Annotated in this window: 14 protein-coding genes; 9 read left to right on the forward strand and 5 right to left on the reverse strand. The window is 71.2% G+C overall.

The genetic code is table 11. From position 1 onward, the window contains the following. Positions 1–3 precede the first annotated feature (3 nt). Together BM204_RS11205 and BM204_RS11210 are read right to left on the reverse strand one after the other, a co-directional pair. The gene (locus BM204_RS11205) at positions 4–2,775 is read right to left on the reverse strand and encodes an FAD-binding and (Fe-S)-binding domain-containing protein (protein WP_091113245.1); all 2,772 of its coding nucleotides are present in this window, start codon (positions 2,773–2,775) and stop codon (positions 4–6) included. Beyond that, complete coding sequence (locus tag BM204_RS11210; protein WP_246166265.1) at positions 2,769–4,031, reverse strand: hydroxyacid-oxoacid transhydrogenase; 1,263 nt, start codon at positions 4,029–4,031, stop codon at positions 2,769–2,771. Before BM204_RS11210 ends, BM204_RS11205 begins: the two co-directional genes overlap by 7 nt. A 74-nt stretch (positions 4,032–4,105) precedes the next feature. Here BM204_RS11210 and BM204_RS11215 point away from each other — a divergent pair, with 74 nt between their 5' ends. The 9 genes from BM204_RS11215 (at position 4,106) to BM204_RS11255 (ending at position 15,080) form a co-directional block, all read left to right on the forward strand. Continuing rightward, positions 4,106–5,395, forward strand: a complete 1,290-nt coding sequence (locus tag BM204_RS11215; RefSeq protein WP_091113249.1) for a cellulase family glycosylhydrolase — start codon at positions 4,106–4,108, stop codon at positions 5,393–5,395. Positions 5,396–5,458: 63 nt separating this feature from the next. Then, on the forward strand, positions 5,459–5,713 hold the full coding sequence (locus BM204_RS11220; protein WP_091113250.1) for a hypothetical protein: 255 nt from the start codon (positions 5,459–5,461) through the stop codon (positions 5,711–5,713). Next, a complete protein-coding gene (locus tag BM204_RS11225) occupies positions 5,710–7,836 on the forward strand; it encodes a glycosyltransferase (RefSeq protein WP_091113253.1) in 2,127 nt (708 codons plus the stop codon). The genes BM204_RS11220 and BM204_RS11225 overlap by 4 nt, the downstream gene beginning before the upstream one ends. Further along, positions 7,833–9,590 (forward strand): hypothetical protein, encoded by a 1,758-nt coding sequence (locus tag BM204_RS11230; RefSeq protein WP_091113254.1) that lies wholly within the window; start codon positions 7,833–7,835, stop codon positions 9,588–9,590. Before BM204_RS11225 ends, BM204_RS11230 begins: the two co-directional genes overlap by 4 nt. Further along, positions 9,587–10,300, forward strand: a complete 714-nt coding sequence (locus BM204_RS11235) for a hypothetical protein (RefSeq protein ID WP_091113256.1) — start codon at positions 9,587–9,589, stop codon at positions 10,298–10,300. The genes BM204_RS11230 and BM204_RS11235 overlap by 4 nt, the downstream gene beginning before the upstream one ends. Further along, the gene (locus BM204_RS11240) at positions 10,297–11,490 is read left to right on the forward strand and encodes a hypothetical protein (protein ID WP_091113258.1); all 1,194 of its coding nucleotides are present in this window, start codon (positions 10,297–10,299) and stop codon (positions 11,488–11,490) included. The genes BM204_RS11235 and BM204_RS11240 overlap by 4 nt, the downstream gene beginning before the upstream one ends. Beyond that, complete coding sequence (locus BM204_RS11245; protein ID WP_091113260.1) at positions 11,490–12,923, forward strand: substrate-binding domain-containing protein; 1,434 nt, start codon at positions 11,490–11,492, stop codon at positions 12,921–12,923. Before BM204_RS11240 ends, BM204_RS11245 begins: the two co-directional genes overlap by 1 nt. Further along, the gene (locus BM204_RS11250) at positions 12,920–14,017 is read left to right on the forward strand and encodes a hypothetical protein (RefSeq protein WP_091113262.1); all 1,098 of its coding nucleotides are present in this window, start codon (positions 12,920–12,922) and stop codon (positions 14,015–14,017) included. Before BM204_RS11245 ends, BM204_RS11250 begins: the two co-directional genes overlap by 4 nt. 4 nt (positions 14,018–14,021) lie before the next feature. Then, positions 14,022–15,080, forward strand: a complete 1,059-nt coding sequence (locus tag BM204_RS11255) for a hypothetical protein (protein ID WP_091113264.1) — start codon at positions 14,022–14,024, stop codon at positions 15,078–15,080. On the opposite strand, the gene BM204_RS11260 is transcribed toward BM204_RS11255, so the two are convergent. Genes BM204_RS11260 through BM204_RS11270 form a run of 3 tightly spaced genes read right to left on the reverse strand, consistent with a single transcriptional unit; the run spans position 15,040 to position 18,025 of the window. Further along, positions 15,040–15,960: an NUDIX hydrolase gene (locus tag BM204_RS11260; protein ID WP_091113267.1), complete on the reverse strand. Its 921-nt coding sequence runs from the start codon at positions 15,958–15,960 to the stop codon at positions 15,040–15,042. The two genes, BM204_RS11255 and BM204_RS11260, sit on opposite strands and share 41 nt — an antisense overlap. A gap of 5 nt (positions 15,961–15,965) precedes the next feature. Next, positions 15,966–16,781 (reverse strand): lysophospholipid acyltransferase family protein, encoded by an 816-nt coding sequence (locus BM204_RS11265; RefSeq protein ID WP_170259178.1) that lies wholly within the window; start codon positions 16,779–16,781, stop codon positions 15,966–15,968. Further along, complete coding sequence (locus BM204_RS11270; RefSeq protein ID WP_091113272.1) at positions 16,778–18,025, reverse strand: geranylgeranyl reductase family protein; 1,248 nt, start codon at positions 18,023–18,025, stop codon at positions 16,778–16,780. The genes BM204_RS11265 and BM204_RS11270 overlap by 4 nt, the downstream gene beginning before the upstream one ends. Positions 18,026–18,157: the final 132 nt, after the last annotated feature.

Here is an 18,157-nt window from a genome sequence, read left to right on the forward strand (position 1 = left end):
GGTTCACCGGACGATCCTAGAAGCCAGCAGCTCCGCCAGGTGCATCGCCGGGACGCCTGCGAGGTCGTCGAGCTGGACCCGGCAGGACAGCCCGTCGGCCAGCACGACCGCGTCGGGGGCGGAACGCACCGCCGGCAGCAGGTTCGTCTCCGCGATGGCGACCGACACCTCGTAGTGGCCCTGCTCCATGCCGAAGTTGCCGGCCAGGCCGCAGCACCCGGCGACCTTCGTCACCGTCGCACCGGCAGTCGTCAGCAACCGCGCATCGGCCTCCCAGCCGAGCACCGACGCGTGGTGGCAGTGCGGCTGCGCCACGACCTCGACGCCGGTGAGGTCCGGCAACGGCCACGCGAGCCGCTCCCACAGCTCGGCCAGCGTGAGCACCCCGCCGGCGACGTCGGCGGCCCGCGGGTCGTCGCTGAGCTCCACGGCGTCGCTGCGCAGCGTGGCCAGGCACGACGGCTCCAGGCCCAGGACCGGCACGCCGGAGGCGACGTACGGCGCCAGCGCGGCGACCGTGCGGCCCATGATCGTCCGGGCACGGTCCAGCTGCCCGGTGGTCACCCAGGTCAGTGCGCAGCAGGCATCGTCGGGGATCACCCGCGCGGTCAGCCCGGCCGCCGCCAGCACCTCGATCGCGGCCGTGCCGGACGCGGGGTGGAAGTGGTCGGTGAACGAGTCGGCCCAGATCCACACGTCGGGGGTGCCGGCTCCGCCCTGCGACCGCACGGACCGGCGCAGGGTCGTGGCGGCGAAGGACGGGATCGAGCGACGCTGGTCGATGCCGGCCGTGGCCTTGGCGAGCCGGGCGACCGCCCCCAGCTTCATCAGCCGGTTGGCGACCCCGGCGAACGGAGCAGCCTTGTCGGCCCACATCGGCAGCCGGCCGAGCGTGTAGTGGCTGCGCGGCCGGCGCTTGCCGCGATAGGTCTGGTGCAGCACCTCGGCCTTGTAGGTCGCCATGTCGACGCCGGTCGGACAGTCCGACGCGCAGCCCTTGCAGGACAGGCACAGGTCGAGCGCCTCGTGGACCGCCGGGTCGGCGAGCCCCTCGACGAGGGTGCCGTCGAGGGCCTCCTGGAGCACCCGGGCCCGACCGCGGGTGGAGTCCTTCTCGTCACGGGTCGCCTGGAAGGACGGGCACATCACGCCGATCGTCGAGGAGGCGACACACTTCCCGACACCGGTGCAGCGGTGGACGGCGTCGCCGAAGGACCCACCGTCGTGGGTCATCGCCAGCAGCGGCACCACCGGCAGCCGCGGCCGTCCCGGACGCAGGTCGGCGTCGAACGGCGCCGGAGCCACGAGCACCCCGGGGTTCAGCAGGTTCTCGGGGTCGCAGATCGCCTTGACCGCACCGAAGAGCGCGATCGACTCGGCGTCGTACATCAGGGGCAGCAGCTCGGAGCGGGCCCGACCGTCGCCGTGCTCCCCCGAGAGGGAGCCGCCGTGCTCTCGCAGCTTGAGCGCGCTCGCGGTGAGGAAGTCACGGAAGACCGCGCGGCCCCTCTCGCCATCGTGGAAGGGGAAGTCGATGCGCACGTGCACGCACCCGTCACCGAAGTGGCCGTAGGGCACGCCGTCGAGGCCGTGCTCGCGCAGCAGCTCGTCGAAGTCGCGCAACCAGGCGCCGAGCCGAGCCGGCGGGACCGCGGCGTCCTCCCAGCCGGAGTAGGCCGGGGTCCGGAGGCTACGAGCCGCGAGGCCGGCGCCGTCCTCCCGGATGCGCCACAGGTCGGCGGCCTCGGCCGCGTCGCTCACCCGGCGGGAGCCGAGCGCGCCGGCGACCCCGGCGAGCCGTCCGAGCAGCGCCTCGGACTCCGGGCCCGAGACCTCGACGAAGAGCCAGCCGGCCCCGGCCGGGAGCTCGGCCACCGGACGACGGGCGCGGACCAGGTCGACGATCCGGGCGTCGATCCCCTCGCACGCCACCAGGCGCGCACCGGAGTCCGTGGGCCCACCACGGTCCTCGGCAGCGAGCAGCGCGGGCACGGCGTCGGCGGCCTCGATCATCGACGGGTAGCCCAGCACCAGCAGGTGGCGAGCCTCGTCGGCGACCAGCGAGACCGTCGCCTCGCGGACCAGGCCGAGGGTGCCCTCGGAGCCCGCCATCAGCCGGTCGACGCGGCGACCGTGCTCGGGCAGCAGCTGCTCCATGCCGTAGCCGCTGACCTGGCGTGAGAACTGACCGAAGCTGGTGCGCACGTGGGCGAGGTGGGCGTCGGTCAGCCCGGCCAGGCGAGCCGACACGTCGGTCTCGCCGGTGCCGAACAGGACGTCGAGATCGACCACGTTGTCGGAGGTGCGACCGTAGCCCAGGGCCCGGGAGCCGCAGGCGTTGTTGCCGATCATCCCGCCGATCGTGCAGCGGGTGTGGGTGGATGGGTCCGGCCCGAATCGCAGCCCGTGGGGCGCGGCCGCCGCCTGCAGGTCGGCGTGCACGACCCCGGGCTCCACCCGGGCCGTGCGCGCCTCGGGGTCGATGCCGACGATCCGGTGGAGGTGGCGCGCGACGTCGACCACGATCCCGGACCCGACCGCGTTGCCTGCGATGGACGTGCCGGCCCCGCGCATGGTCAGCGGCACCGACGCGGCGCGGGAGACCTCGAGGATCGCCGCCAGCTCGTCCTGATGACGCGGTCGCGCGACGACCTGCGGCACGACCCGGTAGAGCGAGGCATCGGAGGAGTAGAGGGCACGCGCGAGCACGGAGTCGTCGACGTCGGTGACGCCGCGCCGCCGGAGCTCGGCGACGAGGTCAGGAGCGCTCACCAGTGCTCCATCGATCCTAGGAAGACGGCCTCGAGGTCCTCGTCGGTCACCGGCTTGGGCGCCGTGGCGAGCAACCGCTGCTGCTGGAGCGACCCGGCGACGAGGTCCCCGACGTCACCCTCGCCGTAGCCGACCTCACCGAGCCCGTTGGGGATGCCGATGTCGCGCATCAGCCGGGCGAGCACCCCGGGCAGCACGTCGGGCCCGGCGCCGGGCACGTCCGGCTCGAGGAGGCGCGCCGCGTGGAGGTGCCGCTCGGGGGCGGCGTCGAAGGTGAAGCGGAACGCCTCGGGCGCGGTCAACGAGACGGCCATCCCGTGCGGCACGATCGCCTCGTCGTCGGGGTAGCCCTCGGGGCGGAAGGTGCGCACCCGGCCGGCGATCGGGTAGGCGTTGGCGTGCGGGATGTGGACACCGGCGTTGCCGAAGCCCAGGCCCGCGAAGGTGGCGGCCAGCGCCATCTGCTCGCGCGCGACCGTGTCGGAGCCGTCACGCACCGCGGCACGGAAGGAGGCGGCCAGCATCGAGAGCGCCTTCTCCGACCAGACGTCGGCGACCGGGTTGGCGCCGCAGTAGGGCACCCGCTGCTCGGGGCGCTTGGCATCGAAGTCGGCGTACCAGCGCGCGGTGTAGCTCTCCAGCGCGTGGCACAGAATGTCCATGCCCGACGCCGCCGTGACCATCGTCGGCTGCGTCAGCGTGAGCGACGGGTCGACCACGGCCAGGCGCGGTCGCAGCAGCGCATGGCTGATGCCGGTCTTGACCTTCAGCGCCAGCACGTCGAGCACGCAGATGGTGGTGCTCTCGCTGCCGGTGCCGGTCGTGGTGGGCACGGCCACCAGCGGCAGCAGGGGGTTGATCGGCGCCCGGGCCTTGCCCACGGGAGCGTTGATGTAGTCCATCAGCTCACCGGGGTTGGTGGTCAGCAGGTTGACGGCCTTGGCAGTGTCGATGGCCGAGCCGCCACCCACGGCCACGATCGCGTCGAAGGGACCGGCGTCGCGGGCGAACGCGATGGCCGCGTCGAGAGACTCATCCGTCGGCTCGACCCGCGCTCCGTCGTAGGTCGTGACGTCGAGGTCGAAGCCGGCCATCTGCTCGGCGATGCGCGCGGGGTGGCCCGTGGCGGCGACACCGGGGTCGGTGACCAGCAGGACCCTCCGCGCGCCCCAGCCGGCCAGGTCGTGGCCGATCTCCGCCGACGCCCCCGATCCGAACTTGAGCGCGGGTGAGGCATAGGTGAAGACGGTCTCGGTCACACGGTCAAGATATCCAAGAGGCCCCATCAACCGAGCGTCGCGGCCTACCATGCACGCGGAGAGAGGGGCTTTCCATGACGCTGGCGTCGCCCGGGCACGTCCCGACACGAGCGACAGGTGCACGGCGCGCGTGGCGCTGGCTACTGCCCGCCGTTCTCCTGCTCGGTCTCGGTGGTGGTGCCGCAGCACTCACCCTGGCCGACACCGGCGCCGGCCGGGACGCCGTGGGTGTCCCCGCACCCCGCCCCGTCGTGGCCCAGCAGCGTCTCGTCGACAGCCGCACCGGCCGTGAGTTCGTGCCTCGAGGTGTCACCTGGAGCAGCTTCGAGTATGCCTGCGCCCAGGGCTGGGGACTCTCCACGCTCGACCTGCTGCCCGGCGCCGACCCGGCCGCTCGGGAGGCCGAGGCGATGGCGTCCTGGGGTGCCACGACCGTGCGCCTCCCCCTCAACCAGGACTGCTGGCTCGGGACACGTGGCGCGCCAGTCAGCGACGCCCAGGACGAGCGCACGGTGCGCGACTACCGCTCCGCCGTCGGCGGGTTCGTCGACACCCTCAACCGGGCCGGTCTGGTGGTCGTCCTCGACCTGCACAGCCGCAAGCGCATGGGGGCCGACGAGTACGGCAGCCTGGCGATGCCCGACTCCGAGTCGCTGGTGTTCTGGTCGTCGGTGGCCACCGCCTTCCGCGACCACCCCTCGGTCATCTTCGAGGCCTTCGACTCACCCGGGTCGCGCACGGACACAGCCGGTCGTCGCGTCTTCGACCCGAGCTGGCTCTGCTGGCGCGACGGCGGCTGCGAGGCGCCCGTCGAGGACGGTGAGACCCCGACCAACGGAGGCCTGACCTTCCCCGCGCAGGGCATGGACCGCATCGTGCGGACCATCCGCGACGCCGGCGCCCGACAGCCGATCCTGCTCCCGGGGCTCGACGACGGCACCGACCTCACCCACTGGAGAGAGCTCGCGCCCGACGACGACCAGCTCGTCGCGGCGTTCCACGTGGACGGTGCAGGCTCCTGCGCAGACGTCCGGTGCTGGGACGCCGTCGTCGCGCCGCTCGCCGACCTGGTGCCCGTGGTGACCACCGACCTGCGTCCCGGGGACCCGCGCGGTCGCGACCTGGCGCCGTACCTCACCTGGGCCAGGCGCCACCACGTCGGCGTGCTGTTGTGGGCGTGGGCGGCCCACGACAACGACCCGTTGTCACTCATCCGTGGAAGTGGGCGCACCCCCACGCCGTACGGCGAACAGGTGCAGTCATTCTTCACGAGTTCTACACAAAGGGCTGGTCGCAGCCCTCTCGGTAACAGACAACTGTTACCCCGTCGTGGGTCCGGCGTAGGAGCGAGTTCGAGACGATAGCCGGGAACACTCCGACGCCATGGGGCACAGCGCGCGTCGGTGATATCCAGGGGGAGTGCGCACATGACCGTTCAAACGTCAGCGTCACGACCCGCCGGGAAGTCGGTCGGAGCCGCCACCGTCGGTGTCCTGCTGACGCTGATCATCTTCGCCGTCGTGTTCCTGGCCTTCCTGATCGCCCCCCTCATCGCGCTGCTGCTGGCCTTCCTCGCCTACACCGTGATGCGCCCGCGCGCGAACCGCACCACGTCCTCCGGCCCGGGTTCCCCGGCCGGCTCCGGCCAGGCCGCACAGGGCTTCGGAGCGGGCGCCCAGTGACGACCTCCCAGACCCGCACCACGACGCGCATCGGCGACGGCGTCGATGCCGACGTTCGCCACCTCATCCCCGAGGGGATCTGTCGCACCTTCCGGGTCCTTCCGTACGCCGTGGTGGACGGCAGCGTGCTGGTCGCTGCGGCCGACGCCGAGGACGCCATCACCGAGCAGGTCGTCGCCGAGCGCGTCGACCGACCCGTGCTGCTGGTGCGCCACACCGTCAACGAGATCGTGGCTGCGATCGACGAGGCCTACCCTCCCGTCGAGTCCGAGGTCGAGACCCCCGAGGCCCGTCGGGCGCGGATGCAGATGGCCCAGATGCTCACCCGCAGCGGGCTGGTCACGGCAGAGCAGCTGCGGCGCGCAATGTTGGAGTACGCCCGCACGGGCGACCCGCTCGGCGACATCCTGGTCTCCCACCAGGCGATCTCCGAGGACGTGCTGGTCGCCGCGCTGTCCGAGCTGCACCAGCTGCAGCGCGTCGGTCTGGGCGACTTCGAGCCCGACCTCAAGGTGGCCCGGCGCCTGCCTGAGCCCCTCGCCCTCCGACTCCAGGCCATCCCGGTCGCCGAGAGCGAGGATGTCGTCCTGCTCGCGGTGGCGCGTCCGCTGGCCGACGACGACGTCACCGAGGTCCAGGCGGCCCTGGGATCGTCGTTCCGTCAGCTCCTCGCCAACCGCACCGAGCTCGACCAGCTCATCCAGCAGGTCCACAGCGTGCACTACGCCGAGATCTCGACCCGCGGCCTGATGGAGAGCCGGCCCGAGTCGTCGGCCCACGTCGTCATCACCGGCACCCAGAAGGCCGTGCTGGTCATGACGGTCGTCGCACTCGTGCTGTGCGGGGTCATCTGGCCGGTCAACACCCTGATCGGGATCGTCGGCTTCTGCAGCTTCATCTACCTGATCGTGTCGGTCTACAAGTTCCGCCTCACGCTTCGCGCCCTCGGCACGCACCTGGAGACGGACGTGACCGATGCCGAGATCGCCGCGATAGACGAGCGGCACCTGCCCGTCTACACGATCCTCGTCCCCCTCTACAAGGAGGCGGGCATCGTGCAGCGGCTGGTGCGCGACATCAACGCGCTGGACTACCCGCGCACCCGTCTCGACGTGAAGCTGCTCTGCGAGGAGGACGACGACGAGACCATCGACAAGATCGTCTCCCTGCAGCTGCCGCCGCACTTCCACCTCGTGGTCGTCCCCGACAGCCTGCCCAAGACCAAGCCCAAGGCCTGCAACTACGGGCTGCAGCTCTCCACGGGCGCCTACTGCGTCATCTTCGACGCCGAGGACCGCCCCGACCCGGACCAGCTGAAGAAGGCCCTCCTCGCCTTCGACCACGTGCCGTCCAACGTCGTGTGCATCCAGGCCAAGCTCAACCACTTCAACCAGGACCAGAACCTGCTGACCGCCTGGTTCGCCAACGAGTACTCGATGCACTTCGAGCTGGTGCTGCCCGCGATGGGCGCCGCGGAGTCGCCGATCCCGCTGGGCGGCACGTCCAACCACTTCATCACCTCGACCCTGCGTGAGCTCGGCGCCTGGGACCCGTTCAACGTCACCGAGGACGCCGACCTGGGCATCCGCCTGCACCGCGAGGGCTACCGCACGGCGATGATCGACTCCACCACGCTGGAGGAGGCCAACTCCAACGTCGGCAACTGGATCCGCCAGCGCTCGCGCTGGAACAAGGGCTACTACCAGACCTGGCTGGTCCACATGCGCAATCCGATCGGCCTGCTCTCGCAGACCGGCCTGCGTGGCTTCATGAGCTTCAACCTGACCATGGGCTCGGCGTTCGTCCTGCTGATGAACCCGATCTTCTGGGGGCTCACCACGCTCTACGTCCTCACCCAGTGGGGCTTCATCGAGCAGCTCTTCCCGGGCATCGTGTTCTACGCCGCGAGCGCGATGCTCTTCATCGGCAACTTCATCTTCGTCTACCTCAACGTCGCCGGCAGCCTCCAGCGCGGAGAGTTCGGCATCACCCGCACCGCCCTGCTCTCGCCGCTCTACTGGGGCTTGATGAGCTGGGCGGCCTGGAAGGGCTTCATCCAGCTCTTCACCAACCCCTTCTACTGGGAGAAGACCGAGCACGGCCTCGACGAGGGGTCGTCATGACCGCCCAGCTGAGCCAGCCCGAGCCCACCGTCACCACGGTCACCACGGTCGAGGTCGTCACCAACCGCGAGCGTCTGTCCGGGGTCGTCCAGTCGGTCGGCCGTCGTCCGGACGACATCCCCCGCCGCTGGTGGGAGAGCGCCCTGGTGTTCGGACTGTTCCTGGTCGCCTACGCCTGGTTCGGCTACTGGCTCGTCGTCGACATGCACGTGGTGGGCTTCGAGACCCTCGACCGGTTCAACCGGGCCCTGATGATCTGGCACAACGACCCGCCCAAGCTCTCCTCGGTCGGCTTCGACTACCCGCCGCTGACGATCCTGCTGATCTCGCCGCTGACGGTCGTCCCCGCGCTGGCCAGCTCGCTCATCGTGGTGCCCCTGGCCTCAGCCGTCTTCGCCGCCTTCACGATGGTCACCTTCAACACGATGATGCGCCGCGCGCAGGTCCTCGCCCCGCTGCGGGTCGTCGTCCTGGTCGCCTTCGGGCTCAACCCGCTCGTCGCCCTGTACGCCGCCAGCGGGGCCCGCCACTTCATGTGGCTGACCTTCGTGGTGGCCGCCCTGGGCGCGCTCTTCGCGTGGTACGTCACCGCCGACATCCGCTTCGTGATGATCGCGGGCCTGGCCTTCGCCATCGCCGCACTCTCGGGCTACAGCAGCCTGCTGTGGTTCGTGGTCAGCGCCATCATGGTCGGGGCGATCCTCGCCCGGCTCGGCGCTGACGGCACCGAGATCGAGGGCACCACGGTGGGGTTCGCCGCCCCGACGGTCTACGTGATCGCGCTGTGGTCGGCCTTCAACCTGATCCTGGTGCTCAAGCCCTTCAACTGGATCACGGCCAGCAGTGACTCAGCCTCCTCGGGCGGGCTGGAGAGCTTCTCGGCCGTCGAGCTGCTGGAGTACACCGGGCGGTTGGTCCTCTACGGCGCACCGATCGCGATCGTCGTGCTCCCGGCACTGGTCTTCGCCGGCATCGCCCGTCGCAACGGGCTCGCGCTGTGGCTCGCGGTGATCCTCTTCCTCTCGATCATCGTCCCGGCGCTCTCGGTCGCCCTCAAGATCACCGACTCGCCGATGGTCATGCGCAATGCCCTGCCGATCCTGCTGTTCTCGATGATCGGCGCGATCTGGCTGGCCCGCTCCGCAGGGGAGGGCGCCACGCTCGTGAGCGCCCTGCTGGTGGCCGGGCTGATCATCAGCATCCCGTGGACCTTCCAGGCGATGAAGACCTACAAGTACCAGGGCCTGGAGTCCACGTTCGCTGCAGCGGTCTCGACCCGCCAGTCGCAGGAGGGGGCCACCACGCCGGACGGCTCCACCGTCGGCTATGTCTCCGAGCAGGCGATGGCGAGGTGGATCAAGGACAACGTGACCCTCAACAGCTCGATCCTCACCGACAACGCGCAGACGTCGGCGGTCATCCTCCTCACCGGTGACCCGGCGCTGTTCTTCGACCGCGTGGACAAGTCCGACGGCCCCTGGCTCGCGGCGGCCAAGGACCCCGCGGCGCACGTCGACTACATGCTGCTCTCGACCAACTCCTCCGCTGACCTGCTCAGCAACCTCTACGAGGACGCCGTCGACGGCAGCAACGCCTTCCTCACCGAGGCCTACCGCACGGAGCGCTACGTCCTGGTCAGCGTGCCCTCCGGCTTCCGTCGCGGCGCCGACTCGCTCGGCGACCAGGACCCAGCCGCCCTGTCCATCCCCGGACAAGGCATCACCACCACTCCCGTCGAGGCGGCAGACCAGTGACCACCTACCCGGGCCAGACCATCACGCCGCCGCCGTCGATCGACGACATCCTGGCGAAGAGCACCACGGACGAGCGCATCGGCCGCATCGACTTCACCGCGCCCCTCGTGACCGATGAGGAGGGCACCCCAGTCGAGCCCGAGGCCCTCACGACGCCCGCCGCCCGGCCCGTACGACGCCCCTCGCCCCGCCCGGCGCCGGTCGTCGAGACCGAGCCCGTCGTCGTCGAGACCGAGCCCGTCGTCGTCGAGATCAAGCCCGTCGCCGTCGAGGCCGAGCCGGTCGCCGTCGAGATCAAGCCCGTCGACGTATCCCTTGCTGCACTGCCGCCGGCGGACTCGCTGGCCAAGGAGCTGCCGCACCTGGCCGTCTCGGTCGAGGAGATCGCCGCCACCGTCATCGACCGCATGCAGCGCGCCGGTGACGCCCACGTGCGTCTTCTCGAGGCCGTCGAGCTCGAGACCGCCCGCCGCTGCGAGCTGGTGACGGCTCAGGCGGAGCTCGACGCCGAGCTGATCCGCCTGCATGCCCGGCGCGAGGCGCACGCCATCATCACGGCTGCCCGGATGCGCACCGGCGGGGACGCGGGTTCCGCTGCCGAGGGCCAACTCCTCGGCGAGATCAGCGCGTCCTTCTCCCGGTTCGCCGAGTCCATCGAGACCTCCGCCGCCGAGGCGAGCATGGCCCACGACCCCTCCTCGCCGTCATGACGAGCCAGGTCCCCGGACGCCGTCGGCGAAGCCGCCAGGCCCTGACCTCTCTCACCTTGGTGGGGGCGCTCGCCCTGGCCGGCTGTGGCGGCGACGACGAGACGCCGTCCGGCCGCTCGACCAGCGACCCCAGCGCCGTCCCCGGGTCCGAGGTCACGATCGACCCGGTCACCGGCGAGGGCGGCACGCTCGTCACCGAGCAGCGGTTCTTCAGCGAGAGGTCCCCGTGGAACAACCGGATCGACGACAACGAGCTCGACCCCGCCTCCGCTGAGATGATCCGGCTCGCCAAGATCCGGGTCGGAGTCTGCGAGGAGGCCGATGCCGGCAACGCCCTGCGCCTGTGCGACCGGGAGATCTCCGAGGGCGTCTACATCAACACCGAGGCCTGGACCACGGCGGTCGTGGCCGGCGGTGAGCCCACGGACGTGGTGTGCCGCCAGGTCAAGTGCGGCGACGGGGACGACACGGTGGTGCTCGACATCCCCGCCGACGTGGATCCCGACCCGCGCTACGACGGGTGGTACACGATCTTCGACACCAACAGCTCGGTGGCCTACGACCTGTGGCGCGCGCGCCGCGAGGCCGACGGCAGCATCTCCTACCACTTCATGCGGGAGTGGGACCTCAACGGAGCCGGCTTCGGTGCGCCCCAGGTGGTCAGCGCGCGCGGGTCCGGACTGCCCCTGTTCGCGGGGCTGATCAGCCCCGACGAGCTCGAGGCCGGACTGATCGACCACGCGCTGGCGATCAGCCTCCCCGGCCCCGCGGCCAACTGGTTCGTCCAGCCCGCGTCCTCGACCGACGGCAACGGCAACGAGCGCTCGATCCCCGAGGGCGCCCGGATCCGCCTCAAGGCCGACGTCGTCCCGCCCCGCCCGGTGGACCCGCTGACCCAGAAGCCGATCAAGATGACCGCACAGCAGCGTCGCTACGCCGACGCCATCGTCGCGGCCCTGCGCACCTACGGCGCGATCGTCGTCGACCGGGCTGCGGTCCCGACCCTCTACGCCCAGCGGGACGTCACGTCGACGTACCTCAACGGCAACGAGCTCCAGGGGCTGCACCTCGACGACTTCGAGGTCGTCAGGCTCGGCAAGCGCTACGAGTACCCCCCGGAGGACAGCGTGGACGAGAACGGCCTCGTCACCAGCCCGACCAGAAGCACGTCCAGCCAGGGAGCCCAGTGATGCGCAGCACCCTTCGACCACAGGCACTCGTCGGTCTGCTGGTGGCGGTCGGGCTGGCCCTGAGCGCCTGCTCGGACCAGACGCCGGAGGCGACCGACACCGTCGCCCAGCAGGAGGCCGCCCGCTACCGGCAGAACACCGACGAGCAGGAGCTCATCAACAAGCGCAACGCCGAGCTGCCGAGCCGTCCTGGAGGCGTCGTCGACATCGAAGGCTCCAGCGGTTCGCTGACGGCCGAGGCGGCCAGGCGCTATGAGTTCAACGCGAGCACCACCGACGTCACCTTCGCGGAGACCGGTGAGGACCGGGCCTTCCAACGTCTGTGCGCGGGCGAGATCGACCTGGTCGACTCCTCGCGTCCCATCAGCCGCGCCGAGTGGGACGCGTGCCGCGCCGTCGGGCTGGACGTCGTGCAGTTCCAGGTGGCGGCCGACGCCGTCGTGCTGGCCATCAAGTCCGAGACCGACGTCGGCGGCGACTGCCTGACCACGGCGCAGGTCCAGGACATCTTCCGCGCCGGCTCGCCCGTGACCAGCTGGGCCCAGCTCGGGCTGGACGACGTGCGCCTCGAGACCGGTGGTCCGACCCCGGACAACAACGCCTTCGGGTTCTTCGGCCGCTACGTCCTCGACGCCCCGGAGCCGAGCTTGACCAACCTCCGGTCCGACTACCAGGCCTTCGACTCCGACAACGGCGCCCGGATCTGGGTCGTCGGCGACACCCGCGAACACGCGCTCGCCGACCGGTTCCCCGAGCGCGCCCGCAAGCGCACCGAGCTCAACAGCCAGCTCGCGGTTGCCTGGCAGGTCCTGCGGGACGCGGCCGCCGAGGTCAGGGCCGCCAAGGCTGAGGTGGAGAAGGGGATCCGCGACAAGCGGTCGCCTGCGGACAAGGCTCGCGACCAGCGCCGCCTGGCTGACGCCATCGTCGCCCGAGACGCAGCCCGGGCCGCCAAGAGCCGCGTCGAGGAGCGCCGGGCTACTGCGCTGGAGCTCTACGGCCTGGCCCGCGACGCCAAGCGGGTCATCGATGGGACCCGCGGCAACGTGGCGTTCTTCCGGTTCAGCTACTACGAGCTCTACGAGGACCAGCTGCGGCCCTTCGAGATCACGATGCCCGACGGGGAGCTCAACTGCATCTTCCCCAGCCAGCGCACGATCGTCAGCGGTGAGTACCCGCTCGCCCGCCAGCTGCTGATCACGACCACCACCCGGTCGCTGCAGCGCCGCGAGGTCAACGAGTTCCTGACGTTCTACGTCAACCAGTCGGAGAAGCTCGCCGCCGATGCCCGTCTGGTCGCGCTGCCGAGCAACATCATCACGCTCCAGAACAGCTGGTTGCAGGGCGAGACCCCGGTGATCCTGGTCAGCCCCGACGAAGAGATCACCACGCAGGCGCCTGCGCAGCAGCCCGAGGAGAAGCCGGCTCGATGACCGTCGTGTCCCGCGCCGCCACCCTGGTCGTCGCAATCCTGACGACCGCCCTGGCGACGGTCGGGACCACGACCGCGTGGGCCGGCGCGGACCCCGCAGCTCTTCGTGGCGACGAGACCGCACGCATCGGGAGCGCCTCGACCGGTCCGGCCCCGCGACTGGCGGCACGGGCGACGAGCACCGCCGTACGACGGGTGCAGAAGGTCACGCTCAAGTGGAGTGGCGGGTGGAAGGAGCCGGTCCAGACCACGTCGGCGACCATCCCCGGCATCGGTGAGGTCACGCTGGTCTGCAGGCCCAACACGACCATGATCCGGCTCTTCGCGACCGACCGCTCGGCCGAGACCCAGATGTGGCTGGCCAAGCACGAGGTCAAGGACCAGCGCAACGTGGTGGCGACCAAGACGGTGCGCATCTACCGCTACGCCCACGCGTTCGACGACGGCACCGGCGGCACCGGGTCCTTCGCCCACGAGGGCCTCAACCAGGTCTTCCCCATCGAGAACTACTCGTCGGGCTACGTCGACGGCATCATCAGCCAGCGACCGGGCCGCCACCAGCCCGCCGCAGGGGCACCGATGGCGCCCGTGACGTCGTTCCGCCTCAACTGGTACTGGAACGGCTTCCACCACCCGGCGGAATATCGCTTCTGCCAGTTCGACGCGGTCTTCAAGACGACCTTCCCGACCCGCCTCGGCGTCAACTGGCACGGGGAGGCCGACGCGGTCGACAACGTGCTCCAGTCGTCCCGGCTGCCCTCGATCGGCCAGCTCAACGTGCGCTGCGGCACCAACGACGACGGCGGCGGCGGCATCCAGTCGATCAGCCTGGTCCCCGACGTCGACAACGCGAGCGTCTACGCCGAGACCGTGACCGGCGAGGGCGACGTCGACGACCACGTCGACCCGTTCTCCAAGGGGTTCGACCCCGAGACCGGCAAGGTCGGGCCGATCCCGGTGCCCCGCAACGGGATGGTGCGTCTCTTCTTCAGCGTCGGTGGGATCGAGCGACGATTCATCGCCTCCTCTTACTACGTCACCAACAACGGCAACGCGCGGCTGAACCTGTGCGAGCTCGCCGTCGCGCCGTACTAGCGTCATGCGCGGACCCGTCCGCCGGCTGCTGCCGGCCCTGCTCGCCCTGCTGCTCGTGGGGGCCCCCGGGCTGCTCGCCGCACCGGGAGCCGCAGCGGAGCGCCACGCCCCCGCAGTGTCGCCGGTCCGCAGCTCCTCGACCCCACGCAGCCTGGTGCAGCACCTGACGGTCTCGTGGGACCCCTCGACGCAGCGCAAGGTCTACTCCAAGAACGCCGTCGTCCCGGGCATCGGGGAGCTCGCGCTCATCTGCAAGGGCAACGCGACGATGATCCGGCTGCACACCGAGGACCGCGGCCTCGAGACCCAGATGTGGCTGCAGAAGTTCGAGGTGAAGAACGAGCACAACGTGGTCGCGGTGAAGACACCCCGGATCTACCGCTGGGCCCACGCCCTCGACGACGGCACAGGTGGCACGGGCTACTACGCGGCCGAGGGCCTCAACCAGCGCACGCCCATCGAGAACTACTCCTCGGGCACCATCAACGGGATCATCAGCCAGCGTCCGGGGCGCAACCTGCCGGGCACGGCATTCGCGCCCAAGCCCGTCACGTCCTTCGAGCTCACGTGGTTCTGGAACGGATTCCGCCACCCGGCCGACTACCGCTCCTGCCGCATCGACGCCGTCGTCACGACACAGCTCGACACCCGCGCGGGCATCACCTGGCGCGGCTCGGCCGACGCGGTCGGTCACGACCGCCAGACCACCTCGATCCCCGGCTTCGGCGACCTCACCCTGGAGTGCCGCGACGAGGTCGACCCCACCGGTGCCGCGCAGACCCTCAGCATCACGCCCGCCGCCCCCGACGCCGACCTCTACGTCGAGCGGGTCACCGGCGAGGGGTGGGTCGAGGACCACGTCGCCACCCGCACCTATGCCTGGGGCGAGACGGTGCCGGCGACGCTCGGCCCCGTGCCGATGCCGCGCAACGGGACGTTGCGCCTGCGCCTGCGGGTGGGCGAGGCCGAGCGCTGGCTGCTGGTGTCGAGCTATGACGTCGTCAACAACCCCGACCCACGGCTCAACGTGTGCGAGGTGGCGGCGGCCCACTACGCGCGGTGACCGCCTCCCGTGCGGCGAGGGCGGCGCGCACCAGGGGCACGACCGGCACGGCACCGGACCCGACCTCGGCCAGCGACACCCAGGCCGCGGCGTCGGTGGTGCCGCCCTCCTCGACCGCGAGGTCGGCGAGGTCGGCACCGTCGGGCAGGGTGGCGCTGAAGACGATCCCGATGGCATGGAACTCCTCGTCCCGCCCCGAGGGGGCGGTCCCCCGGATCCGCTCGTCGTCGACGGCGAGCACCTCACCGACCACGCAGGTCAGACCGGTCTCCTCCCGCACCTCGCGAAGCACGGCGGCGCGTGGCATCTCCCCTTGGTCGATCCCACCTCCGGGCAACGCCCACCGCCCGGTGTGGAAGCCGCGCGGGGACACCCGGGTGAGCAACACCGCGTCGTCGCACACCAGCAGGGCGTAGGCAGCCGTGCGCTGGAGCCGGGCCGGCTCGTGGGCCGCCAGTGCTTCCTTGACCAGTCCCACGGTCGGGATCGTGCCGGCCAGCACGGCGGCGACCGGGTGCCAGGCCGCGTCGACGGTCGAGCCGTCGACCTCCACGACGCGCGGGGGCGGCGCGTCGACCGGCACCCACCCGTCGTAGACGATGCGCAGGTTGTGGGCGTCGGCGCGGCGCCCCTTGCGCCAGGCCTCGGGCTGGTGGAAGGAGAAGGTGTGCGCCGTCGAGCCGATGGTCACCGCGAGCCCGGTCTCCTCGTAGACCTCGCGCACGACCGCGTGGCGCGGGTCCTCGCCGTGATCGAGCCCGCCACCGGGCAGCGTCCACAGCTCCTCACGGGCTAGGCGCGGCGCCAACCGGCTGAGCAGGATCTCGCCGTCACGCAGGATCACCGCATAGGCGGCGACCCGCTGCATCTGCTCCCGCATGGGCGTCAATCTACGACTCCCCGGTCCGCGGCGCCCGGCCCCCAGGTCGGCGACACGGCCGACCGGGGCATTCCGTCCAGCAGGAACGAGGCCTCACGCTCCACCGCGTGCCCGCCCAGGTGTGCGGGATACCACGGCGCACGCTCCCCCGGGCGCGGCCGGTGCTCGGGAAGGCGCTGCAACGTCTCGAGCCCCTGGTGCAGCCGACGCCCGAGTTCACGCGTCGACTCGACGAGGTCCGCGTCCGGCGCCACGTGCATCGGCGCCCCGAACCTCACGTCGACCAGACGCCCGCGGGTCAGGTCCGGCCGGGGCAACGAGTCCTCGAGGGACCGCTTCTGGGGCCACAGCCGATGGCTGCCCCACAGCCAGACGGGGACCAGGGGCGCGCCGCACTCACGTGCCAGGGCGACCGCGCCGGGCATCAGGGCCCGGGTCGTGTAGGCCGCAGAGATCCCTCCCTCGGGGAACACGCACACGGCCTCCCCCTCGCCCAGCAGCCGCCGCGCCTGGAGGTACGCCGCCGCTGGGGCCTGCCGGTCGACGGGGATGTGGCCCATCCGCTCCATCGCGCGCCCGGCGACCGGCGCGTCCCAGATCTCGTGACGGCACATGAAGCGAACCCGTCTGCCGCTGTCGAGCAGGGAGCGGCCGATGAAGACGAAGTCGGGGAAGGACACGTGGGTGGCCGCCAGCACCACCGGACCCGAGGCCGGGACGTGCTCGTCACCCTCCCAGCGCGTGGTGACCTGCAGCGCGCGCAGCGCAACCTTGCCGAGCGCGATCGTGGCGGCGTACCACGGCTCGCGCGTCCCGCTCACGTGAACGGCGGCCGGTGGTCGAGCGCCAGCGAGCGACGACCGGCCCAGCGCCAGACCCGCGCGGAGCGGTCGCGGTCCTCGTCGGTCACCAGGTTGCCCATCCAGCGCAGCGCCAGCGTCATCAACCAATCGGAGCGCATGCCGGCCGGGCCCAGCGCGGGCAGCAGCCGGGGCACGGTGACGAACCCGGCCAAGCGGCGCGCGACCGAGAACGACTCGCCGTAGTGCTCGCGCAGCATCGCCGGCCACGACTCGGTGAGGTCGTCGGTCTCGGTCATCATCTGCGCGATGAAGCGCCCGGTCTCGAGGCCGTAGTCGATGCCCTCCCCGTTGAGCGGGTTGACGCAGCCGGCAGCATCGCCGATGAGTGCCCAGTTGCGGCCGGCGACCCCCGAGACGGCGCCGCCCATCGGCAGCAGCGCCGACGTCGGCATCCGCAGCTCGCCCGACAGGCCGAACTCCTCACGACGCTCGTCGGCGTAGAAGGACATCAGGGGCTTGATCGCGATGTTCGCAGGACGCTTCGCGGTCGCCAGCGTGCCGACGCCGACGTTGACCTGACCGTCGCCCAACGGGAAGAGCCAGCCGTAGCCGGAGAGGATCCCGCCGTCCTCGCCGCGCAGCTCCAGGTGCGAGCTGATCCAGGGGTCGTCGGCGCGAGTCGAGTCCATGTAGGCGCGACCGGCCACGCCGTAGACGGTGTCGCGGTGCCACTCGCGGCCCAGCACCTTGCCTAGCGGTGAGCGGACGCCGTCGGCCACCACGAGCCGGCGGCAGGTGATCTCGACGAGTTCGCCGTCGCGGCCACCGCGCTCGAAGACGACAGCAGCAACCCGATCGCCCTCGCGTCGTACGTCGACGGCACGGACGCCGTCGATCGCGGTCGCGCCGGACTTGATCGCGGTGGTGCGCAGATGGTCGTCGAGCTCCGTGCGGGGCACCGCGCTGCCCCAGGAGGGCAGGTTGCCACCCGGCCACGGCAGCAGCAGGGTCTGGCCGAACCCGTGGGCGCGCAGGCCCTGGTTGACCGTGTGGGCCCGTAGCCAGTCCTCCAGGCCGAGCTTCATCAGCTCGCCGGTGGCGCGAGGCGTGAGCCCGTCGCCGCAGGTCTTGTCGCGCGGGAACACCGCCGCGTCGGCCAGCACGACCTCGGCCCCACCCCGGGCTGCCCAGGCTGCTGCGGCCGATCCGGCGGGGCCGGCGCCGACGACGAGCACGTCGGTCTGGGCGGATGCGCTGCTCACCCCCCGATTGTCCCATTCAGGCGGTAACCGGGATGCATCAGGTCCGCCGAGTCGGCGCGATGTCGCAGGCGGTCGCAGGCGGCTCTCCCCCGATCCGCACTGGATCTCGACGCAGCAAGGCCCGCCCACGCA

The organism is Nocardioides psychrotolerans, from assembly GCF_900113685.1.
Lineage (GTDB): Bacteria > Actinomycetota > Actinomycetes > Propionibacteriales > Nocardioidaceae > Nocardioides > Nocardioides psychrotolerans.

What these genes read in the sequence shown, in the direction of transcription:
- BM204_RS11250 (WP_091113262.1), top strand. Translation starts at nt 12,920, where the DNA reads ATGACCGTCGTGTCCCGCGCCGCCACCCTGGTCGTCGCAATCCTGACG.
- BM204_RS11215 (WP_091113249.1), top strand. Translation starts at nt 4,106, where the DNA reads ATGACGCTGGCGTCGCCCGGGCACGTCCCGACACGAGCGACAGGTGCA.
- BM204_RS11255 (WP_091113264.1), top strand. Translation starts at nt 14,022, where the DNA reads ATGCGCGGACCCGTCCGCCGGCTGCTGCCGGCCCTGCTCGCCCTGCTG.
- BM204_RS11230 (WP_091113254.1), top strand. Translation starts at nt 7,833, where the DNA reads ATGACCGCCCAGCTGAGCCAGCCCGAGCCCACCGTCACCACGGTCACC.
- BM204_RS11245 (WP_091113260.1), top strand. Translation starts at nt 11,490, where the DNA reads ATGCGCAGCACCCTTCGACCACAGGCACTCGTCGGTCTGCTGGTGGCG.
- BM204_RS11240 (WP_091113258.1), top strand. Translation starts at nt 10,297, where the DNA reads ATGACGAGCCAGGTCCCCGGACGCCGTCGGCGAAGCCGCCAGGCCCTG.
- BM204_RS11220 (WP_091113250.1), top strand. Translation starts at nt 5,459, where the DNA reads ATGACCGTTCAAACGTCAGCGTCACGACCCGCCGGGAAGTCGGTCGGA.
- BM204_RS11260 (WP_091113267.1), bottom strand. Translation starts at nt 15,960, where the DNA reads ATGCGGGAGCAGATGCAGCGGGTCGCCGCCTATGCGGTGATCCTGCGT.